Genomic DNA, 17,444 nt, shown 5'->3' with positions numbered 1-17,444 from the left:
GCCCGGCGGGACCCCCCGACGGCCGCCCGGGCCCGGCGGGCCACCCGACGGCGGGCAGGCCCCACGCCCGCGGACCGGCGGGGGACGGCGCCGGGCGGAGACGGGCGTCCCGCCCCGCCCGGGCGGGTGACCCTCCCGGCGGGTGGGCAACCCCGGCGGATCGGGTACCGCACCCCGCCGGGGTGGGGTACTCCTCGCCGCCCCGGCCGGACCGTCAGTCCGGTGGGAACCTCAGCCCAGTTGGGACTGGACCTGCCCGGAGATCAGCTCCAGGTGGTCCAGGTCATGCAGGTCCAGCACCTGGAGGTACACGCGGGAGGCACCCAGGGCGGCGTACCGGCCGATCTTGTCGACGACCTCGGCGGGGGAGCCCGCGAGGCCGTTGGCCTTCAGCTCGTCGACCTCGCGGCCGATCTTCGCCGCGCGGCGGGCCACCTCGGCGTCGTCCTTGCCGACGCACACCACCAGGGCGTTGGAGTACACCAGGTCGTCGGGGCGGCGGCCCGCTTCCTCCGCCGCCGCGCGGACCCGCGCGAACTGACGCTCCGTGTCGGCGAGGGAGGCGAACGGGACGTTGAACTCGTCCGCGTACCGCGCGGCCAGCCGTGGGGTGCGCTTCGCGCCGAGACCGCCGACGAGGACGGGGACCTTCCTCTGGGTGGGCTTGGGCAGCGCGGGCGAGTCGGTCAGCCGGTAGTACTTCCCCTCGTAGCTGTAGGTCTTGCCGAGCTGCGTCCCCCACAGGCCGGTGACGATGTCGAGCTGCTCCTCCAGGCGGCCGAACTTCTCCTTGGGGAACGGGATGCCGTACGCCTCGTGCTCCTCCTGGAACCAGGCGGCACCCAGGCCCAGTTCGACGCGGCCGCCCGACATCTGGTCGACCTGCGCGACCTGGATGGCGAGGACGCCCGGCAGCCGGAACGTCGCGGCGGTCATCAGCGTGCCGAGCCGGATGCGCCGGGTCTCGCGGGCGAGGCCCGCCAGGGTGATCCAGGCGTCCGTGGGGCCCGGCAGCCCGGTGACGGAACCCATGTGGAGGTAGTGGTCGGAGCGGAAGAAGGCGTCGAAGCCGAGGTCCTCGGTGGCCTTGGCGACGGTCAGCAGGGTGGCGTAGTCGGCGCCCTGCTGCGGTTCGGTGAAGATACGCACGTCCATTCGTCCATCCTGCACGTCGAACACCGTCAACCACGATGCGCGTACGTGACCGCTCCGCCGGGGCGGTCGTCGGCCCGGCGGTGCCGGACCGCCCGGCCCAGGTGTCAGTGGCAGCCGCCGACGCGTCGCCGCGGTATCGCCCTCCGCCGGAAGGGCCGTGGCCGAGGAGGCCGCGATGTCCCAGGAAGCCGTGCCGGAACAGGCCCCGTTCGACCGGGCCGTGTCCGCGCCGGGCACGCCCGTGGAGCAGGGCGCGGGCGCCCCCGACGGTCTGCTCCGGCAGACGGAGGAGACGGAGGAGCCGATGGCGGCGCTGACGGCCGACCTGTCGCAGCTCGACGCGGACCTGCAGTCCTCAGCCGACCGCGCGGACGGGGACGACGGACACCGGGCGTCCTGAAGCCCCTTGCCACCAGCCGGCGGTCACGACCCCGCCGCGGAGTCCGCCGGGTCCCCCACGTCCACCCGCTCCGGGCGTGCCGTGTCGGTCGGGCCTTCGCCCACCGCGGGCCGCGGCACGGACGCCCGGGGCGCCGCCGCGCCGCCGCGCTCCGTCCGCACCGGGCGCGCGCCCCGCCGGTCCGGCGGGCGGGCCGCCCCTCCGGGAGGTCTCGCCCGGTCGCCGACCGTGAGCCGGCGGAGCATGACGCGGACCCGGTCGCTGGACTCGTCGGCGGCGTCGATCGCGTCGATGCACTGCCAGTACAGCCCTTCCTCGTCGGTGGCGCAGGCCACTCCGACGAGGGCGATGCCCACCTCCCCCAGCAGCACGCCCAACGCGAGTAACGCGCCGTGCGGGTCGGCGACCCCGGACAGCTGCGCCGCGCGCGCCACGGTCCGCCGCGCCGGGTGGTCCGGTCCGGGGACGCCGCGCCCGCCGATCTCACCCAGCCCGCGCGCATCGCCCTTCAGCTCCTGCGGCCCGAAGAGGGCCAGGTGGTCGCCGATCGCCTGGGCGAGACTCTGCGCCTGCCAGACGGACGCCATGACGTCCGGCACCCCCCGACTCTCCGCGAGGTCACTCCGGCTGAGGGAGATGAGCCGCTCCGCATCCATGTACGCCGCCCCCGTTCGTACGACTTTCCGCTCACTGACTCACTACCCAGAGTGAGGCCATCCGAGCCGAAACACCAGGGGAATTCGGAAATCTGTGGACACGAAGCTCAGTTTGAATAAGTCGATCACTCCGAAGAGTGACGATCTGCTCTCGCGGACCGGCCCGGCGGGCGCCCCACGGGGAAGCGCCGCTCGTTCCTGTCGATCTTGTCGGAGAGCGCCGCCAGCGGGTCGACGCCGAGCACTCCGCAGAACTGGAGCAGGTAGGCCAGCACGTCGGCGACCTCGTCGGCCACGCGGTGGGCGGTCTCGGGGTCGTCCATGACCCGGGCGGCCTCCTCCGGCGTCAACCACTGGAAGATCTCCAGAAGTTCGGCCGCCTCGACGCTCAGCGCCGCCGCCAGGTTCTTCGGGGTGTGGTAGGGCTGCCACTCGCGCGAGGCCGCGAACTCGGCCAGCCTGCGCTGCAGTCCCGCTACGTCCAGTTCCGTCACGGCGTCAGGTCTACCACCGTCGCTCCGGGGCACGCGCGGGCGGCCCCCGCACCGGTCTCCCCCACCGCGCCGATGAGCCGCATGTGTCCGTCGGCGCAGATGGCGGCGGCCAGCGCGGTCAGCTCGTGGGCCTGCCGGGCGTCGAGTCCCCGGTCGAAGCCGTCGGCGAGGACCGTGAGCGCCTGCATCGGTCCCGGCACCTCGGCCGGCTGGTCCACGGCGAGGACACCCGGCCCCGTCAACAGCACCAGGCCCAGCGCCAGGTAGCGCAGTTCACCGTCCCCGAGCCGGTCAAGCGGCGTACCGACCGGCCGGCCGCCGCTCCCTCCCGCTCCCCCGCCCGCGCCCCGCCCCGGGCCGGGGCCGCCGTCGCCCGCCGCGCCCCGCACCAGCAGCGCGCGTACCGTCCCGTCGGGCAGCACCTCGGCGTCCACGCCCCGGACCGGGCCCGCGCACCCGGCCCGCGCCAGCGCCACCAGCCGCGCGTGGCGGCGGGCGCAGTCGGCGCGGGTGCGGTGGAGCACCTCGGCGAGGTTGTCGCAGCCGCGCCGCAGCCGCCCCTCGACCGGCGCCACGGGGGCGCGCATGAACGAGGGGCGCGGGTCGCAGGGGAAGACCGACCGCAGCGCCATCAGCGTCTGTTCGGCCGCCGCCAGCACGCGCAACTGGCCATCGTCCTTTCCCGCCACGCGCAGCGGCAGCAGCGCGGTGGCCAGCCGGTCGTCGGGCAGCGGCGCGCGGGTCGCCGGGGCGGGCCCCGCCGTGTACCACTCGGCGTGCACCGAGCGGCGCCCCGGGTCGCGCAGCGCCGTGGCCAGCAGGGTCCGCCCGTCACCGCCCGTCAGCCGCTCGCCCACCACGCGCAGCCGCGGCTCGGCCTGGACGGCGAGGTCGAGCCGCACGGGCCCGGCCGGCCCGTCGGTGGTGCAGCCGATCCGGAAGCCGCGGCGCCCCTGCGCGTCCGCGGGGGCGCCCTCGGGCACGCAGCCCGGGGCGTCCGGGAAGACCGTGTCCAGCGCGGCGCCCGCGCCGAGCCCCGCCAGCGCCTCGTACGCCTGGAGCGCACCGGACTTGCCGCTCCCGCTCGGACCGGCGAACAGCGTCAGCGGGCCGATCGGGTACACCGCGCCCCGGTGCGACCGGAAGGCGGAGAGCCTCAGTTCGGTGACGACCGGGCGCACGGGACGGACGGCGGGCACGGCACCGTCCGGGCGGCGCGCCCCGGGTGACGGGCGGGTGGGACGGGCGGCGCGCACGGGGTGCCGGGCGTCGCGCGCGGCGTCCCCGGTGGCGTGGTCGCGCGTCGTGGTGGAGTCCATGGTCGGCCACCGTACGAGGGCGTGCCGAGGGCGTCCCGAGGGGAACCGTTCCGCCCGAACAGGCTTCCTACGAACGAGCTACGCGTGCGGGACGGCCGCGGCGGCCGCGCCCTCGACCTCCGTCCCCGCCGGGGCGAGGAGGAAGACGTTCCGGTCGACCCGGTGCATGGCGCTGCCGAGGCCGAAGACGACGCCGCTGCTGAAGTCCAGGATCCGCTTGGCGACGTCGGTCTCGGCACTGGTGAGGTCCAGCAGCACCGGGATCTGCGCGACGAGGTACTCGGCGACCTCCCGCGCGTCCGCGAAGACCTGGACGCGCAGCACCACCATGCGGCGCTGCGCGCCGGCCTCGGAGTCCTCGGGGAACGTGCGGTGGTCGACCCTCGACGGCCATTCGTCACGCCCCCGCAGCGGGACGACCTGCGCCAGGCCCTCCCACTGTTCGTCGGTGACGTCGTACCTCTCGTACCTACTCATGGGCCCATCCTCGCCTCCCTCACCCGTTCGGCCCAACTGCGACACGGCGCGTGTACGGCGTGTCGCCATACCGGTTCGGCGACGGACGCCGCCGGGGCGTGCTCCTGCCGCGCGCGGACGGCGTGCCTACGATGGGAAGGAACCAGAAGGAACCAGAAGGAACCGGCAAGAAGCAGAAGAAAGCGGAAATACGCGCTCCGGTGGCACCCCCGACAGAACGGGCGGGAGGGCGGCATGCGGTTCACGGACCGTGCGGACGCCGGCCGGCGGCTGGCCGCCGCCGTGGCGGCGGCGGACCCGCGCGACCCCGTCGTCCTCGGACTGCCGCGCGGCGGCGTTCCCGTCGCCCACCGGGTCGCCGAGGCGCTCGCCGCCCCCCTGGACGTCCTCGTGGTGCGCAAGCTGGGTGTGCCGTCCCGGCCGGAGCTGGGCTTCGGCGCGATCGGTGAGGACGGCGTGCGGATCCTCAACGACGCCGTCGTACGGGCCGCGGCGGTCGGCGAGCACGACCGGACGCGGGTGGAGGAGGCCGAGCGGGCGGTACTGGAGGCGCGGCTGCGGCGGTACCGGCGCGACCGCGGCGGGGTGCCGCTCCGAGGGCGCACCGCCGTACTGGTCGACGACGGGGTGGCGACGGGATCGACCGCCCTGGCGGCCTGCCGGGTCGCCCGGGCGCACGGTGCGGCCCGCGTGGTGGTCGCCGTGCCGGTGGCCCCGCGCGAGGCGGTGGCGCTGCTGCGGCGGGAGGCGGACGAGGTGGTGTGCCTGGCGTCGCCGGACGGGTTCGGCTCGGTGGGCCAGTGGTACGACGACTTCACCCAGACGAGTGACGAGGAGGTCGCCGAGCTGCTCGCGCTCCACGGCCCGCCCACGCCGGAGACCGGCAACGGAACCGGAAACGGAACCGTAAGCGGAAGCCCGGGCGAGGGGGGAAGCGGACGCGCGAGCGGGGTCCGGGGCGAAGGCGCCGCACACGGGGAGGGCGTGGCGGGCCCGGCGGTGGCCGATGGGCCCGTCGAGGTCGTGGCCGACGGCGTGCGCCTCGCAGGTGACCTGGTGCTGCCCGACCGGGCCCCGGGGGTCGTGGTCTTCGCGCACGGCAGCGGCAGCGGACGGCTCAGCCCGCGCAACCGCGCCGTCGCGCGGGCGCTCCAGCGGCAGGGCCTGGGCACGCTGCTGTTCGACCTGCTCACCGAGACCGAGGGTGAGGACCGCGAGCGGGTCTTCGACATCCCGCTGCTGGCCCGGCGGCTGGCCCGGGCGACGGCCTGGCTGCGCCGCGCCCAGGCACCGCCGGTCTGCTACTTCGGAGCCAGCACCGGCGCGGCGGCCGCGCTGACCGCCGCCGCGGAGCCGGACGCGGACGTGGCGGCCATCGTCAGCCGCGGCGGCCGGCCGGACCTCGCCGGAGCCCGGCTCGACGACGTGCGCGCGCCGGTGCTGCTGATCGTGGGCGGGGCCGACGCGTCGGTGCTGCCGCTGAACCGGCGGGCCGCCGGGCGGTTGCGCTGCGAGCACGCGGTGGAGGTGGTGCCGGGCGCGACGCACCTGTTCGAGGAGCCCGGGGCCATGGAGCAGGTCGAACAGCTGGCCGCCGCCTGGTTCCTGGGCCACCTTCCGCGGCCCGGGCCCGCACGTGCGGGATGAGAGGCGGAGGAGGCATGTCCGGCCCTCTTGCACCAGCCCCGGGAGGGCCCACAGTGGAAGGGAAGGCGACGCCGGAAGGCACCTTCCGGCGGTGACAGCCTGGGAGGCCGTCATGACGATGCACGCGCCGGCGCGGGACGCCCCCGGGCCCGCCGCCCGCGCCGAGGTTCCGGGCCCGGGCGGGGAGCCGCCGCCGGGAGCCGGGACCGTACCGCTGCTCGACCGGCGGGTCGGGGACGTGATGCGCACTCCGCTCGTCGCGGTCGCGGCCGGGGAGACGCTCCTCGTCTGCTGGGAACTGCTGGAACGGACCGGTGAACGGCACCTGCTCGTGGTCCTGCCCGACGGCCGCTGCGCCGGTGTGCTGGACCGGGCCGAGGTGGCGGCGGTGTGCGCGGCGCCCGCGGTGACGCTGTCGCGGCGGTACGCGGGTGGCCTCGTCCGCGGCCGGCGGTGCGTGGTGCTGCACGAGCGCGACCCGGTGCGCCGCGCGGTGGACGTGATGGACGCCAACGACTGCGACGCGCTGCCCGTGGTGGCGGACGGCGGGACGCTGGCCGGACTGCTCACGGCCGCCGACGTGGTCCGCGCGCTGGCCGGCCGCCGGACCGCCGCGCCGCCCGGCCGGGCCCCGGCGCCACCGGCCCCGTATCCGGTGCTGCCAGGGCTGGCGCCCCGACGTGACACCGGGCGGGTGTCGCCGGTGCCGTGACGGCGGGCCGGGGCGCAGGCGCGCGGGCCGGAAGATGTAGGGGGGCGAAGGAGGTGGCGCGGTGACGAGGACACCAGGACGAGAGCCGGAGCGGACCGGTCCGGTACCGGCGGCCGAGCGGACCGGACGACGGCCCGTGGCCGAATCCGCGGGATCCCCGCCCGCGGCCGAACGTGGCGGACCGGAGGAGCGGCGGACCGGACGCGGCCGCCCCGCGAGTGGCGACCGCCCCACGACGGGCGACCGCCCGGCCGCCGGTGGGCGCGGTGCTGCGGGTGGGCGCGGCGCTGCGGGTGGGCGGCTGCCCGCGCACGGGGCGGAGAGCGGTACGCGGCGGACCGGACGCGCGGCGTCGTGGCGGGAGCGGCCCGTACGGACGATCCGGGTCCGGTCGCTCTTCGGCTGAGGCACTCAGGCACTCATTCACGCGGGCACGGCGATCCCCAAGGCCGGCCGCACGGGCGGCGCAGGACCGGCGACACGGGCGTCCGCAGGACCGGCGATCGACGGCCGGCGGTCGACGGCCGGGCGGTCGGGCGGTCGGCGGTCGGCGGTCGGCGGTCGGCGGTCGGCGGTCGGCGGTCGGCGGTCGGCGGTCAGACCGTGAAGGGGCGTTCCGCGAGGAACGCCTCCGGCGGGTGGCCGGACACATGGAGGTTCGGGCTCTGGTTCGCGGGCATCCGGCGCAGGATCGCCCGGTGGAAGGCGCGGTGGTCGCCGCGGAAGGCGCCCCGGTCCCACACGTCCAGCAGCGTCCCGGTGAAGGCGCCGTTCACCCGGCCGTCCGAGGCGAGCTGGTTGTCCTGACAGGCCGAGATCAGCACCGCGTCGGCCGGGCGCCCGTCACCGGTGCGCAGCTCCCGCTGGAGCCCCTGGAAGAAGTCCTTGTCCCGTTGGTAGATCGCGCCCTGCCGGGCGAGGGGCATGAGCCGGGACGCCGCCTCGATGCCGGCGGGGTCCGCCGTGCCGAACTGGGCGTCCAGGGCCTCGGGTGTCGGCAGCTCCCGTACCTCGATGCCGCTGCCGCTGTGGCAGCAGTCGAGCAGGACCAGGATCCGCACGCCGTCGGCGCACCGGGCGAGTTCGCGGTTGAGCTCGTCGTCCAGGAACTGCCGGTCGTACAGCACCAGCGTCTCGTCCAGCGCGTCCGGCTCGTCGTCGGCGCCCGTCACGTCGGGGACCTGCCCGCCGTGGCCGGAGTACGTCAGGAGCAGCGCGTCGCCGTCGCGGAGCCGGTCCGCGGCGGCGCGCAGTGCGGTGGTGACGTTCTCGACGGTGCCGTCGGCGCCGAGCAGGACCGTGTCGGAGAAGCCGGCGGCACGGGCCAGGGCGGCCATGTCGTGGGCGTCGTTCTCGCAGGCGGCGAGCCGTCCGTCCCAGCCGTCGTAGCGGGCGGGGTCGACGGTGTTGAGGCCGATGTGCAGGGAAAGGCCGGCAGCGGCCATGGGGGCTCCTCGCGCGGGCGGTGGGCGTGGTCGTCCGCATCCCTTCCGTACGCGGCGGCCGGGCGAACCGCGGGTGCGGCGGCCGGGCCGGAAATCCCCCTGAACGGCCCGCCCAGGGGGTGCCCGCCGGATCGGCTCGACGCGGCGGGCGCGCACCTGGCGCCGCGAGCCCGACCTGTCCGGCACGACCCGCCCCATGGGTGCGCTGATGGGGTGGCGTGGGCGGCGGGTCCGTTGCGGGCGGGCCCCCGCGCGGTACTGGTCAGATCATGATCCCATCCGATGATCGGGACGGCCCGGAGGGCCACGGCGGGCAGGAGGGCCACGGCGGGCCGGAGGGCGGGGCCGCGCCGGAGGGCCGGGTCGGGGCGCTCGCCGACCGCACGGGGTACGACGAGGCGTTCCTGGGCCCCGTGGTCCCGCTGCCGCGCCTCGCCGCGGCCGGTGTGGAGACGGTCGTCCTGCCGTACACGCACTTCAGCGTGGTGCTGCGGCCGGACCGGCGGCTCGCGGCGGCCACCGCCGTGTGCGTCGACGGCGCGCGGCTGGTGGAGGACGTGCCGCGCGACGACGTGTGGCGGTACGACCCGCGCGTCGCCGAGGACTGGCAGGCCGGCCCCGAGGTGTACCGGAACAACTCCCTGGACCGGGGCCACCTCGTGCGTCGCCTGGACCCGGTGTGGGGCGCCGTCGCCGTGGCCCACCGCGCCGACGCCGACACGTTCCACTACACGAACGCGGCGCCCCAGGCCGACGTGTTCAACCAGGGCAAGCAGGTCTGGCAGGGGCTGGAGAACCACCTCCTCGACCACGCCGCGCGGCACGACCGCAAGCTCACCGTGCTGACCGGTCCGGTCCTGCACGACGCGGACCCGCCCTACCGGGGCGTACAGGTCCCGCTGCGCTTCTGGAAGGTCGCCGTGTTCGTCCACGAGGGGCGGCTGGCGGCGACGGCGTACGTCCTGGACCAGAGCCCCGACCTGACGCGGGACGCCGACCGGGCGCTGGCCGGGGCCGTGCCGGGCGCCCCGCCGCCGCTGGGCGCCTTCCGGACGTACCAGGTGCCGGTCGCCGACGTGGCGGTGCTCACCGGCCTCGATCTCGGGTCCCTGCCGGGCGCCGACCTGATGCCGGCGGCGCGCTCCCCGGAGGCGCGGTGGCGGCGCCTGGAGGCACCCGACGAGACCGTGATGGACATCTGAGGCGCGGGAGGCCCGATGCGACCCCGGATCGTGTACGTCCACGGCAGCGGCCCCAAGCCGCGTGCCGAACTGCTCAGGGCGCAGTGGGACCGGGCGCTGTTCGGGCGCGACGCGGGGAACGTGTCGCACCTGGCCTACTGGGCTCCGGTACTGCGGCCCGCCACCCTCCCCGACACCGCGTCCGACCCGCTGGAGGGACGGCCCGGAGCGGTCGCCGAAGCCGAGGCGGAAGCGGAAGCAGAAGCGGAAGCAGGGCCGGGCTCCGAAGCGGAGGACGGAGCGGAGTCGAGTGGTGCGGCGGGAGGGCCGGGCGCGGAGGTGCCGGCGCGGCCGGCCCTGGAGGACCCGGCCCACTTCGCGGCCCGCACCGCCGCCGCGGCCGCCGCGCGGACGGCCCGCACCAGGTCCGCCGGCCCGGGCACCGGCACCGGCTCCGGTGCCGCGCCGGCCGGCGCCGCCGGTGGGGCGCCGCTCGGCGCGTGGCTGCACGGCATGACGTACCTCGCGGAGGCGCTCGCCCTCGCCGAGGAACCGCGCCCCGGACGGGGCGCCGAGCCCCTGCCGCGGGCCCTGCCGCTCCCCCGGCCCGCCCGCACGGCACTGTTCCGGCAGCTGGTCCGGCACTCCTTCGAGGACGTGTACACGTACTTCTTCGGCGGCGTGGGGCCGGCGGTGCGGCAGGTCGTGGCGGACGCGCTGGCCGCCGCCGCCGACGCCCGCGACCGGGACGGCGGCGGCCCGCTCGTGGTGGTCGGCCACAGCCTGGGCAGCATCGTGGCGTACGAGGTGCTGGCGTCGCGGGACATCCCCGTCGACCTGTTCGTGACGCTCGGCTCGCCCCTCGCGATCCGTGAGGTGCAGGACCTGCTGGCGGTGCCGCCCGCCGTGCCACCGGGCACGCGGCTGTGGCTGAACGCCTCCGACGCCCGCGACCTCGTGGCGCTGGACCACACACTGCGGCCCGAGTACGGACCGCCCGGCCGGGTCACCGACCTGCTGGTCGTCAACGGCAGCGAGAACCACCACGGCGTGTGCGAGTACCTCGCCGACCCGCTGGTGCGGGAGCCGATCCGCCGGGTCCTCGACCGAATTGCATGACCCCCACCCCGGTGTGACCATGGCGGAAGGGGGCCGGAGGGAGGCGTGGCGGACGGGAGGGCGACCGGCGGGCGGCGAGATGTGGCAGGTGCTGAATGCCGTTGGAGACCCCCGAGTGGGACGAGGTCACCGAGTGGGCGCGTGAGTACCTCCTCGACTCGACCGACCCGCACGCGCAGCTCCGCCGGGCCGGTTTCCCGGCCGACTTCGTCGCGGACCTGCCCCTCACCTCCGTCAGTTCGCACAACGCCCGCGCCCTGGTGTACGCCTCGCGCAGGTCGATCGCCGGGCAGGTGCGGCTCCTGCGGGCACTGGTCCTCGACGACCGGCTGCGCAACCTGCCGGACGTGACGGTGGCCGAGGGGTTCCTCGCGCAGCTGGAACGGGACGCCGCCGCGCACGACGCGCAGGACGTCTTCCGCACCTGCGTGCTGCGCGGTGGCAGCGAGGTGTTCCTCGACCGCGACGACCTGCGGGAGACGCTGCGGGCGTTCGTCGCGGACGCCCACAAGTCGGTGCTCCTCGTCGACGGCGAGCCCGACAGCGGCCGCTCGTACACGTACTCCCTCATCCGGCACCTCGCGCAGCACCGCGGTTTCCGCCCGGCCCGCATCATGCTGGAGCCGACGACGACCGCCACCAAGGTGGTGCGGCGCCTCGCCGCGTTCGTCGCCGACCCGCGCGCCGGGGTCGCGCCGCCCGTCCCGACCGGGCTCGACGACCTGCTGCCCGCGCTCGACGAGGCGGTGCACTGGGTGGTGTGCCAGGCGACCGGCGCGGAGGACCTGTTCTGGTTCGTGCTGGACGACTGCGACCGGCTCGATCCGGGCTCCGACGTGTGGGACCTCATCGGGCAGCTCGCCCTCGCCATCTACGAGCACGAGCCGGTACGGCGCGAACAGGCGCCCCGCCTGGTCCTCCTCGGCTACGGCCCCGCCATGCGCCAGCTCCCGCACGACCTGCGGCACAGCCTGTGCTGGGACCGGGCCCGGCCCGCCGGACCGGTCGACGTGCGGGCCTTCTTCGACCGGTACCTGCGCGAGCAGCCGCCGCCCTCGCTGGCCGCCCTCGCCGCCGGGGAGCGGGACGCCGCCCTGGCCGCGCTGGTCGACGTCGCCGTGGAGGAGGTCCTCGCGGCGGCGGCCGGCGGGGCGGGCGAGAGCTACATGCGCCGGCTCGGTACCGCGGTGGAGGGAGCGGTCCGTGTCTGCCGGTCCCTCTGACGGCTCCGGCCGGTCGGTGTCCACCGGCGCCGCCGGCCCGTGGGCCCCGGGCCACAACGGCTCCGGGCCGGCACCAGCGGGCCCCGGGCCCACCGGACTCCGACCGGACCCCGACCCCGAGGCCGCCGGCCACCGTCCCGCCACCGGTTCGGCGTCCGCCGGTCCCCGTACGGCCGCCGGCCCGCGTCCGGACCCCGGTGCCGCCGCCGCGCTGAGCGAGCTGTTCCGCTCGCGGCTGCGGGAGGAGCTGCGCCCCGCGACCGGCTCCCCGGACGCCGTGCCGGACGCCCGGCTCGGCTACCGCCGGGCGGCCTGCCTGCTCACCTCGTTCGACCCGAGGCGGCTGCGGCTGCCGGACGAGCGCGAACCGACCGGGCGGGCCCTGACGGAACTGACCGCGGACTGCACCGCGACCGGCGTGGCCGACCGCCCCGAGTGGTCGCTGAAGCCGCAGGTGAGGGAGGAGGCGCTGCGCTCGCTCGCCGGGCCCGCCGAGGCGCTGCGCGTGCTGGAGGAGAACCTCGACGCCGCCGACGCCGCGTCCGGGGAGCCCGGGCCCGAGGCGGTCTGCCGGGACGTGCTGCGCGGGCGGGCGCCGCGCACGGCCGGGGTGGGGCCGGACGAACTCGCCGACGTCCTCCAGGCCGTGCTGTGGCTGTCGCTCGTGCCGGGCGTCACGGGGCTGCCGGATCCGCACGTCATCCGGCGGGAACTGGAGCTCGCCCGGCTCCTCCAGCCTCTGGAGCGCCTGGCGGGCGTGCCGTTCGTCGGACGGACGGCGGAGCTGGAGGAGCTGCGCCGGTACGTGCACGAGCCCATCGGCGGGCCGGGCGGCGAGCCGTCCGTACCGCCGCCGCTGGTGGTGCACGGGCCGGGCGGCACCGGCAAGAGCACGCTGCTCGCCCGGTTCCTGATGGACGGCCTGCGCGGTGGGGCGGCCGAGGGCGGCGCGGGCGGCGGGGTGCAAAAGTTTTCCTTCCCGTTCGCGTACGTGGACTTCGAGCGGCCGACGCTGTCGGTGCACGAGCCGGTGACGCTGGTCGGGGAGATGGCCCGCCAGCTCGGCGTGCAGTACCCGGCGCACCGGGCGGCCCTGGACGCGATCGCCGACGAGTGCCAGGAGGCGGCGCGCGGGCAGCGGGTGGACGAGGAGCGGGTCGTCGAGCTGAACCGGCTGGCGGCCACCCGGGCCGGGGCGGGCCGCCGCTCGTCGCAGCAGTTCATGGTGACGGCGAGCGAGCGGGAGAGCGGGCTGTCCCGCCGCGTCGGGGAGGTGCTGCGGCGGGCGGTGGCGCCCGGCGACCCGCCGTTCGTGCTGGTCATCGAGTCCTTCGAGGAGGCCCAGTACCGGGGGTCGCCGGCGCTGGGCCGGATGTGGGCGGTGTTCCTCGCGCTGTACGGGGCCTACCCGCGGGTGCGGGCCGTCGTCTCGGGCCGGGCGCCCGTGCCGCACCCGGCCGCCGGGGCGCGGCCGCGGGAGATCGAGCTGGGCGACCTCGACCCGGCGGCGTCCGTGGACCTGCTCCTGGCGTGCGGGGTCCGCGACCCGGAGCTGGCGCGGGTCCTCGCCGAGCGGGTGGGCGGGCACCCGCTCAGCCTGCGGCTCGCGGCGCGGGCCGCCGCGCTGGCGGGTGGCGACGCCGCGGGCGCGCGGGAGTTGGTCGGCAGCCTGCCGGCGCGGCGGCGGGACTTCTTCCGCCGCGTCGACCGACTGCTGGTGCAGGGCGTCCTGTACGAGCGGGTCCTCCAGCACGTCCCCGACGCCGACGTACGGCGCCTGGCCCGCGGGGCGCTCGTGCTGCGGCTCGTCACGCCGGAGGTCGTCCAGGAGGTGCTGGCCGGGCCGTGCGGGGTCGAGGTCGCCGGACCGCAGGAGGCGCGGCGCCTGTTCGCGGCCCTGTCCCGCCTGGACCTGGTGGAGCCGGCGGGCCCGGCGGCGCTGCGGGTGCGGTCGGACGTACGGGCGATCATGCTGCGGCTGGCCGCGGGCGACCCGGCGTCCGTCGCGCGGGACGTGGAGCGGCGGGCCGTGGCCCACTACGCCGGGCGGGAGGGGCTGGAGGCGCGGGCCGAGGAGATCTACCACCGGCTACGGCTCGACGAGGACCCGCGCACCGTGGAGGAGCGGTGGCTCCCGGGCGTCGAGCGGCTGTTGGAGGGGGCGCAGGACGAGCTGGGTCCGCGCGCGGCGGCGCTGCTCGGGGCGCACCGGGACCGCGGTGGGGCGTCGGAGCTGGTGATGGCCGAGGCGGACCAGGAGGACTGGGAGCGGATCGCCGCCCGCGAGGTGGGGGACCTGCTGTCGCAGGGGTTCACCGACGCGGCGCTGGCGCGGCTGGCCGAGCGCCGCCCGTGGACGCCGTGCAGCGCCCTGCACCCGTTGCTCGCCGAAGCCCTGGGCGCGGCGGGGCGGCGTGCCGAGGCGCGGCGGGCGGCGTCCGACGCGGCCGACGCGGCGCACGGGGCGGGCTGCCCGGAGCGGGAACTGGAGCTGCTGCTGCTGTCGGCGCGGCTCGCCGAGCGGGACGGCGACATCGACAGCGCCGACCGGGAGCTGCGGCTCGCGGAGGACGTGGCGATCGGGCTCGGCCACGACCTGGAGGCCGTGGGCACCCTGCTCGCCCGGGCCCGGCTCGCCGACGCGGCGGACCTGCCGGACCGGGACGCGGACGCGCGGCTGGCGCGGCGGCTGCGCCAGGTGCCGGACGAGGTGCTGGCCCACCAGCCGACGCTCGTGCGGGAGGCGGCGTCCCAGGTGTACGCGCTGGACGAGCGGGCCCTGCACCACGCCCTGGAGCTGGTGGGGCTGCCGGAGGGCGACGAGGTGGTGCGGGTGCTCGGTGAGGGGCTGCGGCGCGCGGTCCGGCGCGACCCGGGGCTGCTGCCCGCGCTGATGGGGGTGCTGCGGACGGCGGCGGGCGCGCCGCAAGCCCCCCGGGCCACGGGCCCGGCGCGCGCGTCCGCGCCCCCGTCCACCCCCACCGCGGGTACGGCCTCCGGTGGTCCGCCGCCGCCACCGCCACCCCCACCGGCGTCGCCGTCGCCGTCGCCGATGGACGTCACCGGCATCCTCCGGCTCGTACGGGAGCGCGGCGCGCTGGACGAACTGGCACGGCGGCTGCTGGTGCTGCGCGACGAGGGCGGCGAGATCGCGGCCGCTGTCGCCGCCGCCCTGCGGGTCGGGGCCGAGGGAGGTGGAGGAGCGTGACCGCTTACCTGTCACCGGAAGAGCTGCTCGCCCTGCGGGACGCGGCCGTGGACGCCGGGCTCGCCGACCCATCGGTGCGGCCCCTGCTCTTCCAGGGGATCATGCCCCGCTACCGGAGCACCCTGCCGCTGCTGGCCGCGCCGGGGCTCCAGGTCCAGTCCGACCTGGCGGAGATGAACCGCGTCGAGCGGCTCGTGGACGGTTCGGTGCCGCTGGAGACGTGGCTGCGCAACGCGGTCGCGCAGAGCACGGCGGCGGCGCCGGTCGCCGTGTTCCAACGGGCCCTGGACGACGTGGCGCGCGGGGCGAACGGCGAGCCGGACGTCCTGGCGGGCCGACCCGTGCCGGAGATCAAGGAGGAGATCGTCCACCGGGACGACACCGTGCCGTTCGGGTTCCTGCGCGGTGGCGACGCGGCGGGCGCGGCGGTGGCCCGGCTCAAGGTACCGCCGTACGAGGGGGGCCGGCCGCTCCAGCCGAACGGCTTCCCCCACGCGGGCACGGGCTGGCTGGTCGCGCCGGACCTGATGGTCACCAACCACCATGTCGTCAACGCCCGGTCGGCGACGGGCGGCGCCCGCGTCGTGGCCGGCCCCGACGACCTGCTGGCGCAGGCGCGCCACACCCGGGCGAGGTTCGACTACGAGAGCGAGGACACGGAGACGGCGGAGATCGCCGTACGGGAGCTGGTCGCCGCCGACGCCGAGCTTGACTACGCGGTGCTGCGGCTGGCGGAGGCCCCGGGGCGGCCCCTGCTGCGGCTCGCGGGGCGGACGCTGCGGGTCGCGGCGGGCGAGGTCGTGGCCGTCAATATCATCCAGCACCCGGGCGGCGCGCCGAAGCGGGTCGCGCTCCGCAACAACCTCGTGTTCGACGCGGACGACCGGGACCTGCGCTACTTCACGGACACGCGCGGCGGTTCGTCCGGTTCCCCGGTGCTGACGGACGACTGGCTGGTGGTGGCACTGCACCGGGGGACGCGTCGTGTGGAGGACGTCCACTTCCAGGGCCGGGACACCGCGTTCGTCAACGTCGGCACGCAGATGACGGCCGTCATGGCCCACCTCGCGGGACACGCCCCGACGGTGCACGCCGAGATCGGCGCGGCCCAGCAGGGCTGAGGCCGCGCACCGCGGCAGGAGACCGCGGGGAGAAACGGAACCCGGGCGGGAGACGGAGCGAGCCGCGAGGGCGGCAGGGGGAGGGGACCCAGGAGGACGGGCCCCGAGAGGAGGAGCCCGGAGAGGAGGGGTTCGCAGATCGGAGAGGAGGGGGCGGGAGACGAGAGGAGAGTGACATGGGCAGCCGTAGCGGGTCACCGGTCGCGGCCGGGCCGGGACAGATCTTCGCCGACCCGGGCGCCGTGGCGGAACGGGTGCGGCGGCGACTGGCGCAGGAGGTGCCGGAGTCGGCGTACGAGCCGACGGCGGACGAGGCGCCAGGCGAGCACGTCGCCCGGTTCGCCGAGCGGGAGCGGGAGCGCGTGCTGGAGGCGGGGGCGCGGGGGCTGGAGAAGCTCGCCACGGGACGGGACGACGAGATCGGCGACGACGAGTCGTTCGGCATGGAGGCGATCGTCCTGCTGGAGGGCCGTCCGGCGATCCTCGTGCAGGGCGCGGACTTCCCGCCGCAGGAGGGCGACTGGGCGGTGCTGAACGGCCATCGGACGGCCATCCGCACGTCGCTGTCGCGCGTGGGCCGGGTCGACGTCTCCGGGCACGTCAGCCTCGACTGGGTGGGCACGGCGTTCTTCGTCGGGCCCGACGTCGTCATGACCAACCGGCACGTCGCCCTGGAGTTCACCGCGGCCGGCGACCGGCGGGACGCGTGGACGTTCCGGCCGGGCCTGGGCGCGGCGCTGGACCTGACCCGGGAGTACGGTGCGCTGCCGGGCGCCGGCGGACCGGCGTACACGGTGACGGACGTCGTGGGCGTCCACCAGGACGTCGACCTGGCGCTGCTGCGGGTGGAGCCGGGGCCGGGCGGTGCGCCGCTGCCGGCGCCGCTGGCCGTCGCGGCGGACGCCCCCGCCGACCTGCCGGGCCGCCCGGTGTACGTGGTGGGCCACCCGGCGTGGGACGGGCGGCGCAACGAACCGGAGTCGATGCGGCGGATCTTCATGGACGTCTACAACGTGAAGCGGCTCCAGCCGGGCACGGCCAACGAGCTGGTGGCGGAGCGGAACGTGCTGACGCACGACTGCTCGACCCTGGGCGGCAACAGCGGCTCGCCCGTGTTCGACCTGGCCGACCACCGCGTCCTGGGCCTGCACTTCGGCGGCCGGTACGGGTTCGGCAACTACGCGGTACCGCTGTGGTCGATGCTCGACGACCCCCTGGTGCGGCAGGCGGGCCTCAACTACGTGTGAACGTCCCGCCCGGGCCGGGCACCGGGGCCGGGGGTGGACG

Annotated in this window: 15 protein-coding genes; 9 read left to right on the top strand and 6 right to left on the bottom strand. The window is 76.7% G+C overall.

What is annotated here, in order from left to right:
• Positions 1-231: 231 nt before the first annotated feature.
• Complete coding sequence (locus tag NRO40_RS23170) at positions 232-1,155, bottom strand: LLM class F420-dependent oxidoreductase (RefSeq protein WP_058941445.1); 924 nt, start codon at positions 1,153-1,155, stop codon at positions 232-234.
• 175 nt (positions 1,156-1,330) lie between these two features.
• On the opposite strand from NRO40_RS23170, the gene NRO40_RS23165 reads away from it, so the two are divergent.
• Positions 1,331-1,555 carry a hypothetical protein gene (locus tag NRO40_RS23165; protein WP_058941454.1) on the top strand — a complete coding sequence of 75 codons (225 nt, stop codon included), beginning with the start codon at positions 1,331-1,333 and terminating at the stop codon, positions 1,553-1,555.
• Positions 1,556-1,578: 23 nt separating this feature from the next.
• On the opposite strand, the gene NRO40_RS23160 is transcribed toward NRO40_RS23165, so the two are convergent.
• The 4 genes from NRO40_RS23160 to NRO40_RS23145 form a co-directional block, all read right to left on the bottom strand.
• Positions 1,579-2,211, bottom strand: coding sequence for a DUF6099 family protein (locus tag NRO40_RS23160; protein ID WP_408057046.1), 633 nt, complete (start codon positions 2,209-2,211; stop codon positions 1,579-1,581).
• Positions 2,212-2,336: 125 nt separating this feature from the next.
• Positions 2,337-2,705 carry a nucleotide pyrophosphohydrolase gene (locus NRO40_RS23155; protein ID WP_058941446.1) on the bottom strand — a complete coding sequence of 123 codons (369 nt, stop codon included), beginning with the start codon at positions 2,703-2,705 and terminating at the stop codon, positions 2,337-2,339.
• Positions 2,702-4,024, bottom strand: a complete 1,323-nt coding sequence (locus NRO40_RS23150; protein WP_232791008.1) for an AAA family ATPase — start codon at positions 4,022-4,024, stop codon at positions 2,702-2,704. The genes NRO40_RS23155 and NRO40_RS23150 overlap by 4 nt, the downstream gene beginning before the upstream one ends.
• Positions 4,025-4,102: 78 nt before the next feature.
• Positions 4,103-4,501 (bottom strand): cell division protein SepF, encoded by a 399-nt coding sequence (locus tag NRO40_RS23145; protein WP_058941447.1) that lies wholly within the window; start codon positions 4,499-4,501, stop codon positions 4,103-4,105.
• Positions 4,502-4,735: 234 nt separating this feature from the next.
• On the opposite strand from NRO40_RS23145, the gene NRO40_RS23140 reads away from it, so the two are divergent.
• Together NRO40_RS23140 and NRO40_RS23135 are read left to right on the top strand one after the other, a co-directional pair.
• Complete coding sequence (locus tag NRO40_RS23140; protein ID WP_058943579.1) at positions 4,736-6,148, top strand: phosphoribosyltransferase family protein; 1,413 nt, start codon at positions 4,736-4,738, stop codon at positions 6,146-6,148.
• A gap of 91 nt (positions 6,149-6,239) precedes the next feature.
• Positions 6,240-6,860: a CBS domain-containing protein gene (locus NRO40_RS23135; protein WP_058943580.1), complete on the top strand. Its 621-nt coding sequence runs from the start codon at positions 6,240-6,242 to the stop codon at positions 6,858-6,860.
• A gap of 596 nt (positions 6,861-7,456) precedes the next feature.
• Here NRO40_RS23135 and NRO40_RS23130 read toward each other — a convergent pair.
• Complete coding sequence (locus NRO40_RS23130) at positions 7,457-8,305, bottom strand: caspase family protein (RefSeq protein ID WP_058943581.1); 849 nt, start codon at positions 8,303-8,305, stop codon at positions 7,457-7,459.
• A gap of 269 nt (positions 8,306-8,574) precedes the next feature.
• Between NRO40_RS23130 and NRO40_RS23125 the strand changes: the two genes are divergently transcribed.
• The 6 genes from NRO40_RS23125 (at position 8,575) to NRO40_RS23100 (ending at position 17,404) form a co-directional block, all read left to right on the top strand.
• Positions 8,575-9,507, top strand: a complete 933-nt coding sequence (locus NRO40_RS23125; protein ID WP_079047273.1) for a DNA/RNA non-specific endonuclease — start codon at positions 8,575-8,577, stop codon at positions 9,505-9,507.
• Between the two features lie 15 nt (positions 9,508-9,522).
• Positions 9,523-10,605 (top strand): lipase family protein, encoded by a 1,083-nt coding sequence (locus NRO40_RS23120; protein ID WP_058943582.1) that lies wholly within the window; start codon positions 9,523-9,525, stop codon positions 10,603-10,605.
• 95 nt (positions 10,606-10,700) lie between these two features.
• Positions 10,701-11,828, top strand: coding sequence for a hypothetical protein (locus NRO40_RS23115; protein WP_157901904.1), 1,128 nt, complete (start codon positions 10,701-10,703; stop codon positions 11,826-11,828).
• Complete coding sequence (locus tag NRO40_RS23110) at positions 11,809-15,036, top strand: ATP-binding protein (protein ID WP_232791168.1); 3,228 nt, start codon at positions 11,809-11,811, stop codon at positions 15,034-15,036. Before NRO40_RS23115 ends, NRO40_RS23110 begins: the two co-directional genes overlap by 20 nt.
• Positions 15,033-16,157 (top strand): trypsin-like peptidase domain-containing protein, encoded by a 1,125-nt coding sequence (locus NRO40_RS23105; RefSeq protein ID WP_058943584.1) that lies wholly within the window; start codon positions 15,033-15,035, stop codon positions 16,155-16,157. Before NRO40_RS23110 ends, NRO40_RS23105 begins: the two co-directional genes overlap by 4 nt.
• Positions 16,158-16,333: 176 nt before the next feature.
• Complete coding sequence (locus NRO40_RS23100) at positions 16,334-17,404, top strand: trypsin-like serine peptidase (protein WP_058943585.1); 1,071 nt, start codon at positions 16,334-16,336, stop codon at positions 17,402-17,404.
• The last annotated feature ends 40 nt before the right edge of the window (positions 17,405-17,444 follow it).

The sequence above is a fragment of the Streptomyces changanensis genome, from assembly GCF_024600715.1.
Lineage (GTDB): Bacteria > Actinomycetota > Actinomycetes > Streptomycetales > Streptomycetaceae > Streptomyces > Streptomyces changanensis.
The sequence above is the reverse complement of the archived record's forward strand: the minus strand, read 5'-3'. Positions and strand labels throughout refer to the sequence as shown.

Excerpts from the sequence above, each read along its gene's own strand:
- NRO40_RS23140 (WP_058943579.1), top strand. The coding sequence starts at position 4,736 with ATGCGGTTCACGGACCGTGCGGACGCCGGCCGGCGGCTGGCCGCCGCC.
- NRO40_RS23125 (WP_079047273.1), top strand. The coding sequence starts at position 8,575 with ATGATCCCATCCGATGATCGGGACGGCCCGGAGGGCCACGGCGGGCAG.
- NRO40_RS23145 (WP_058941447.1), bottom strand. The coding sequence starts at position 4,501 with ATGAGTAGGTACGAGAGGTACGACGTCACCGACGAACAGTGGGAGGGC.
- NRO40_RS23160 (WP_408057046.1), bottom strand. The coding sequence starts at position 2,211 with ATGGATGCGGAGCGGCTCATCTCCCTCAGCCGGAGTGACCTCGCGGAG.
- NRO40_RS23165 (WP_058941454.1), top strand. The coding sequence starts at position 1,331 with ATGTCCCAGGAAGCCGTGCCGGAACAGGCCCCGTTCGACCGGGCCGTG.
- NRO40_RS23120 (WP_058943582.1), top strand. The coding sequence starts at position 9,523 with ATGCGACCCCGGATCGTGTACGTCCACGGCAGCGGCCCCAAGCCGCGT.
- NRO40_RS23170 (WP_058941445.1), bottom strand. The coding sequence starts at position 1,155 with ATGGACGTGCGTATCTTCACCGAACCGCAGCAGGGCGCCGACTACGCC.
- NRO40_RS23150 (WP_232791008.1), bottom strand. The coding sequence starts at position 4,024 with ATGGACTCCACCACGACGCGCGACCACGCCACCGGGGACGCCGCGCGC.
- NRO40_RS23100 (WP_058943585.1), top strand. The coding sequence starts at position 16,334 with ATGGGCAGCCGTAGCGGGTCACCGGTCGCGGCCGGGCCGGGACAGATC.
- NRO40_RS23130 (WP_058943581.1), bottom strand. The coding sequence starts at position 8,305 with ATGGCCGCTGCCGGCCTTTCCCTGCACATCGGCCTCAACACCGTCGAC.
- NRO40_RS23115 (WP_157901904.1), top strand. The coding sequence starts at position 10,701 with ATGCCGTTGGAGACCCCCGAGTGGGACGAGGTCACCGAGTGGGCGCGT.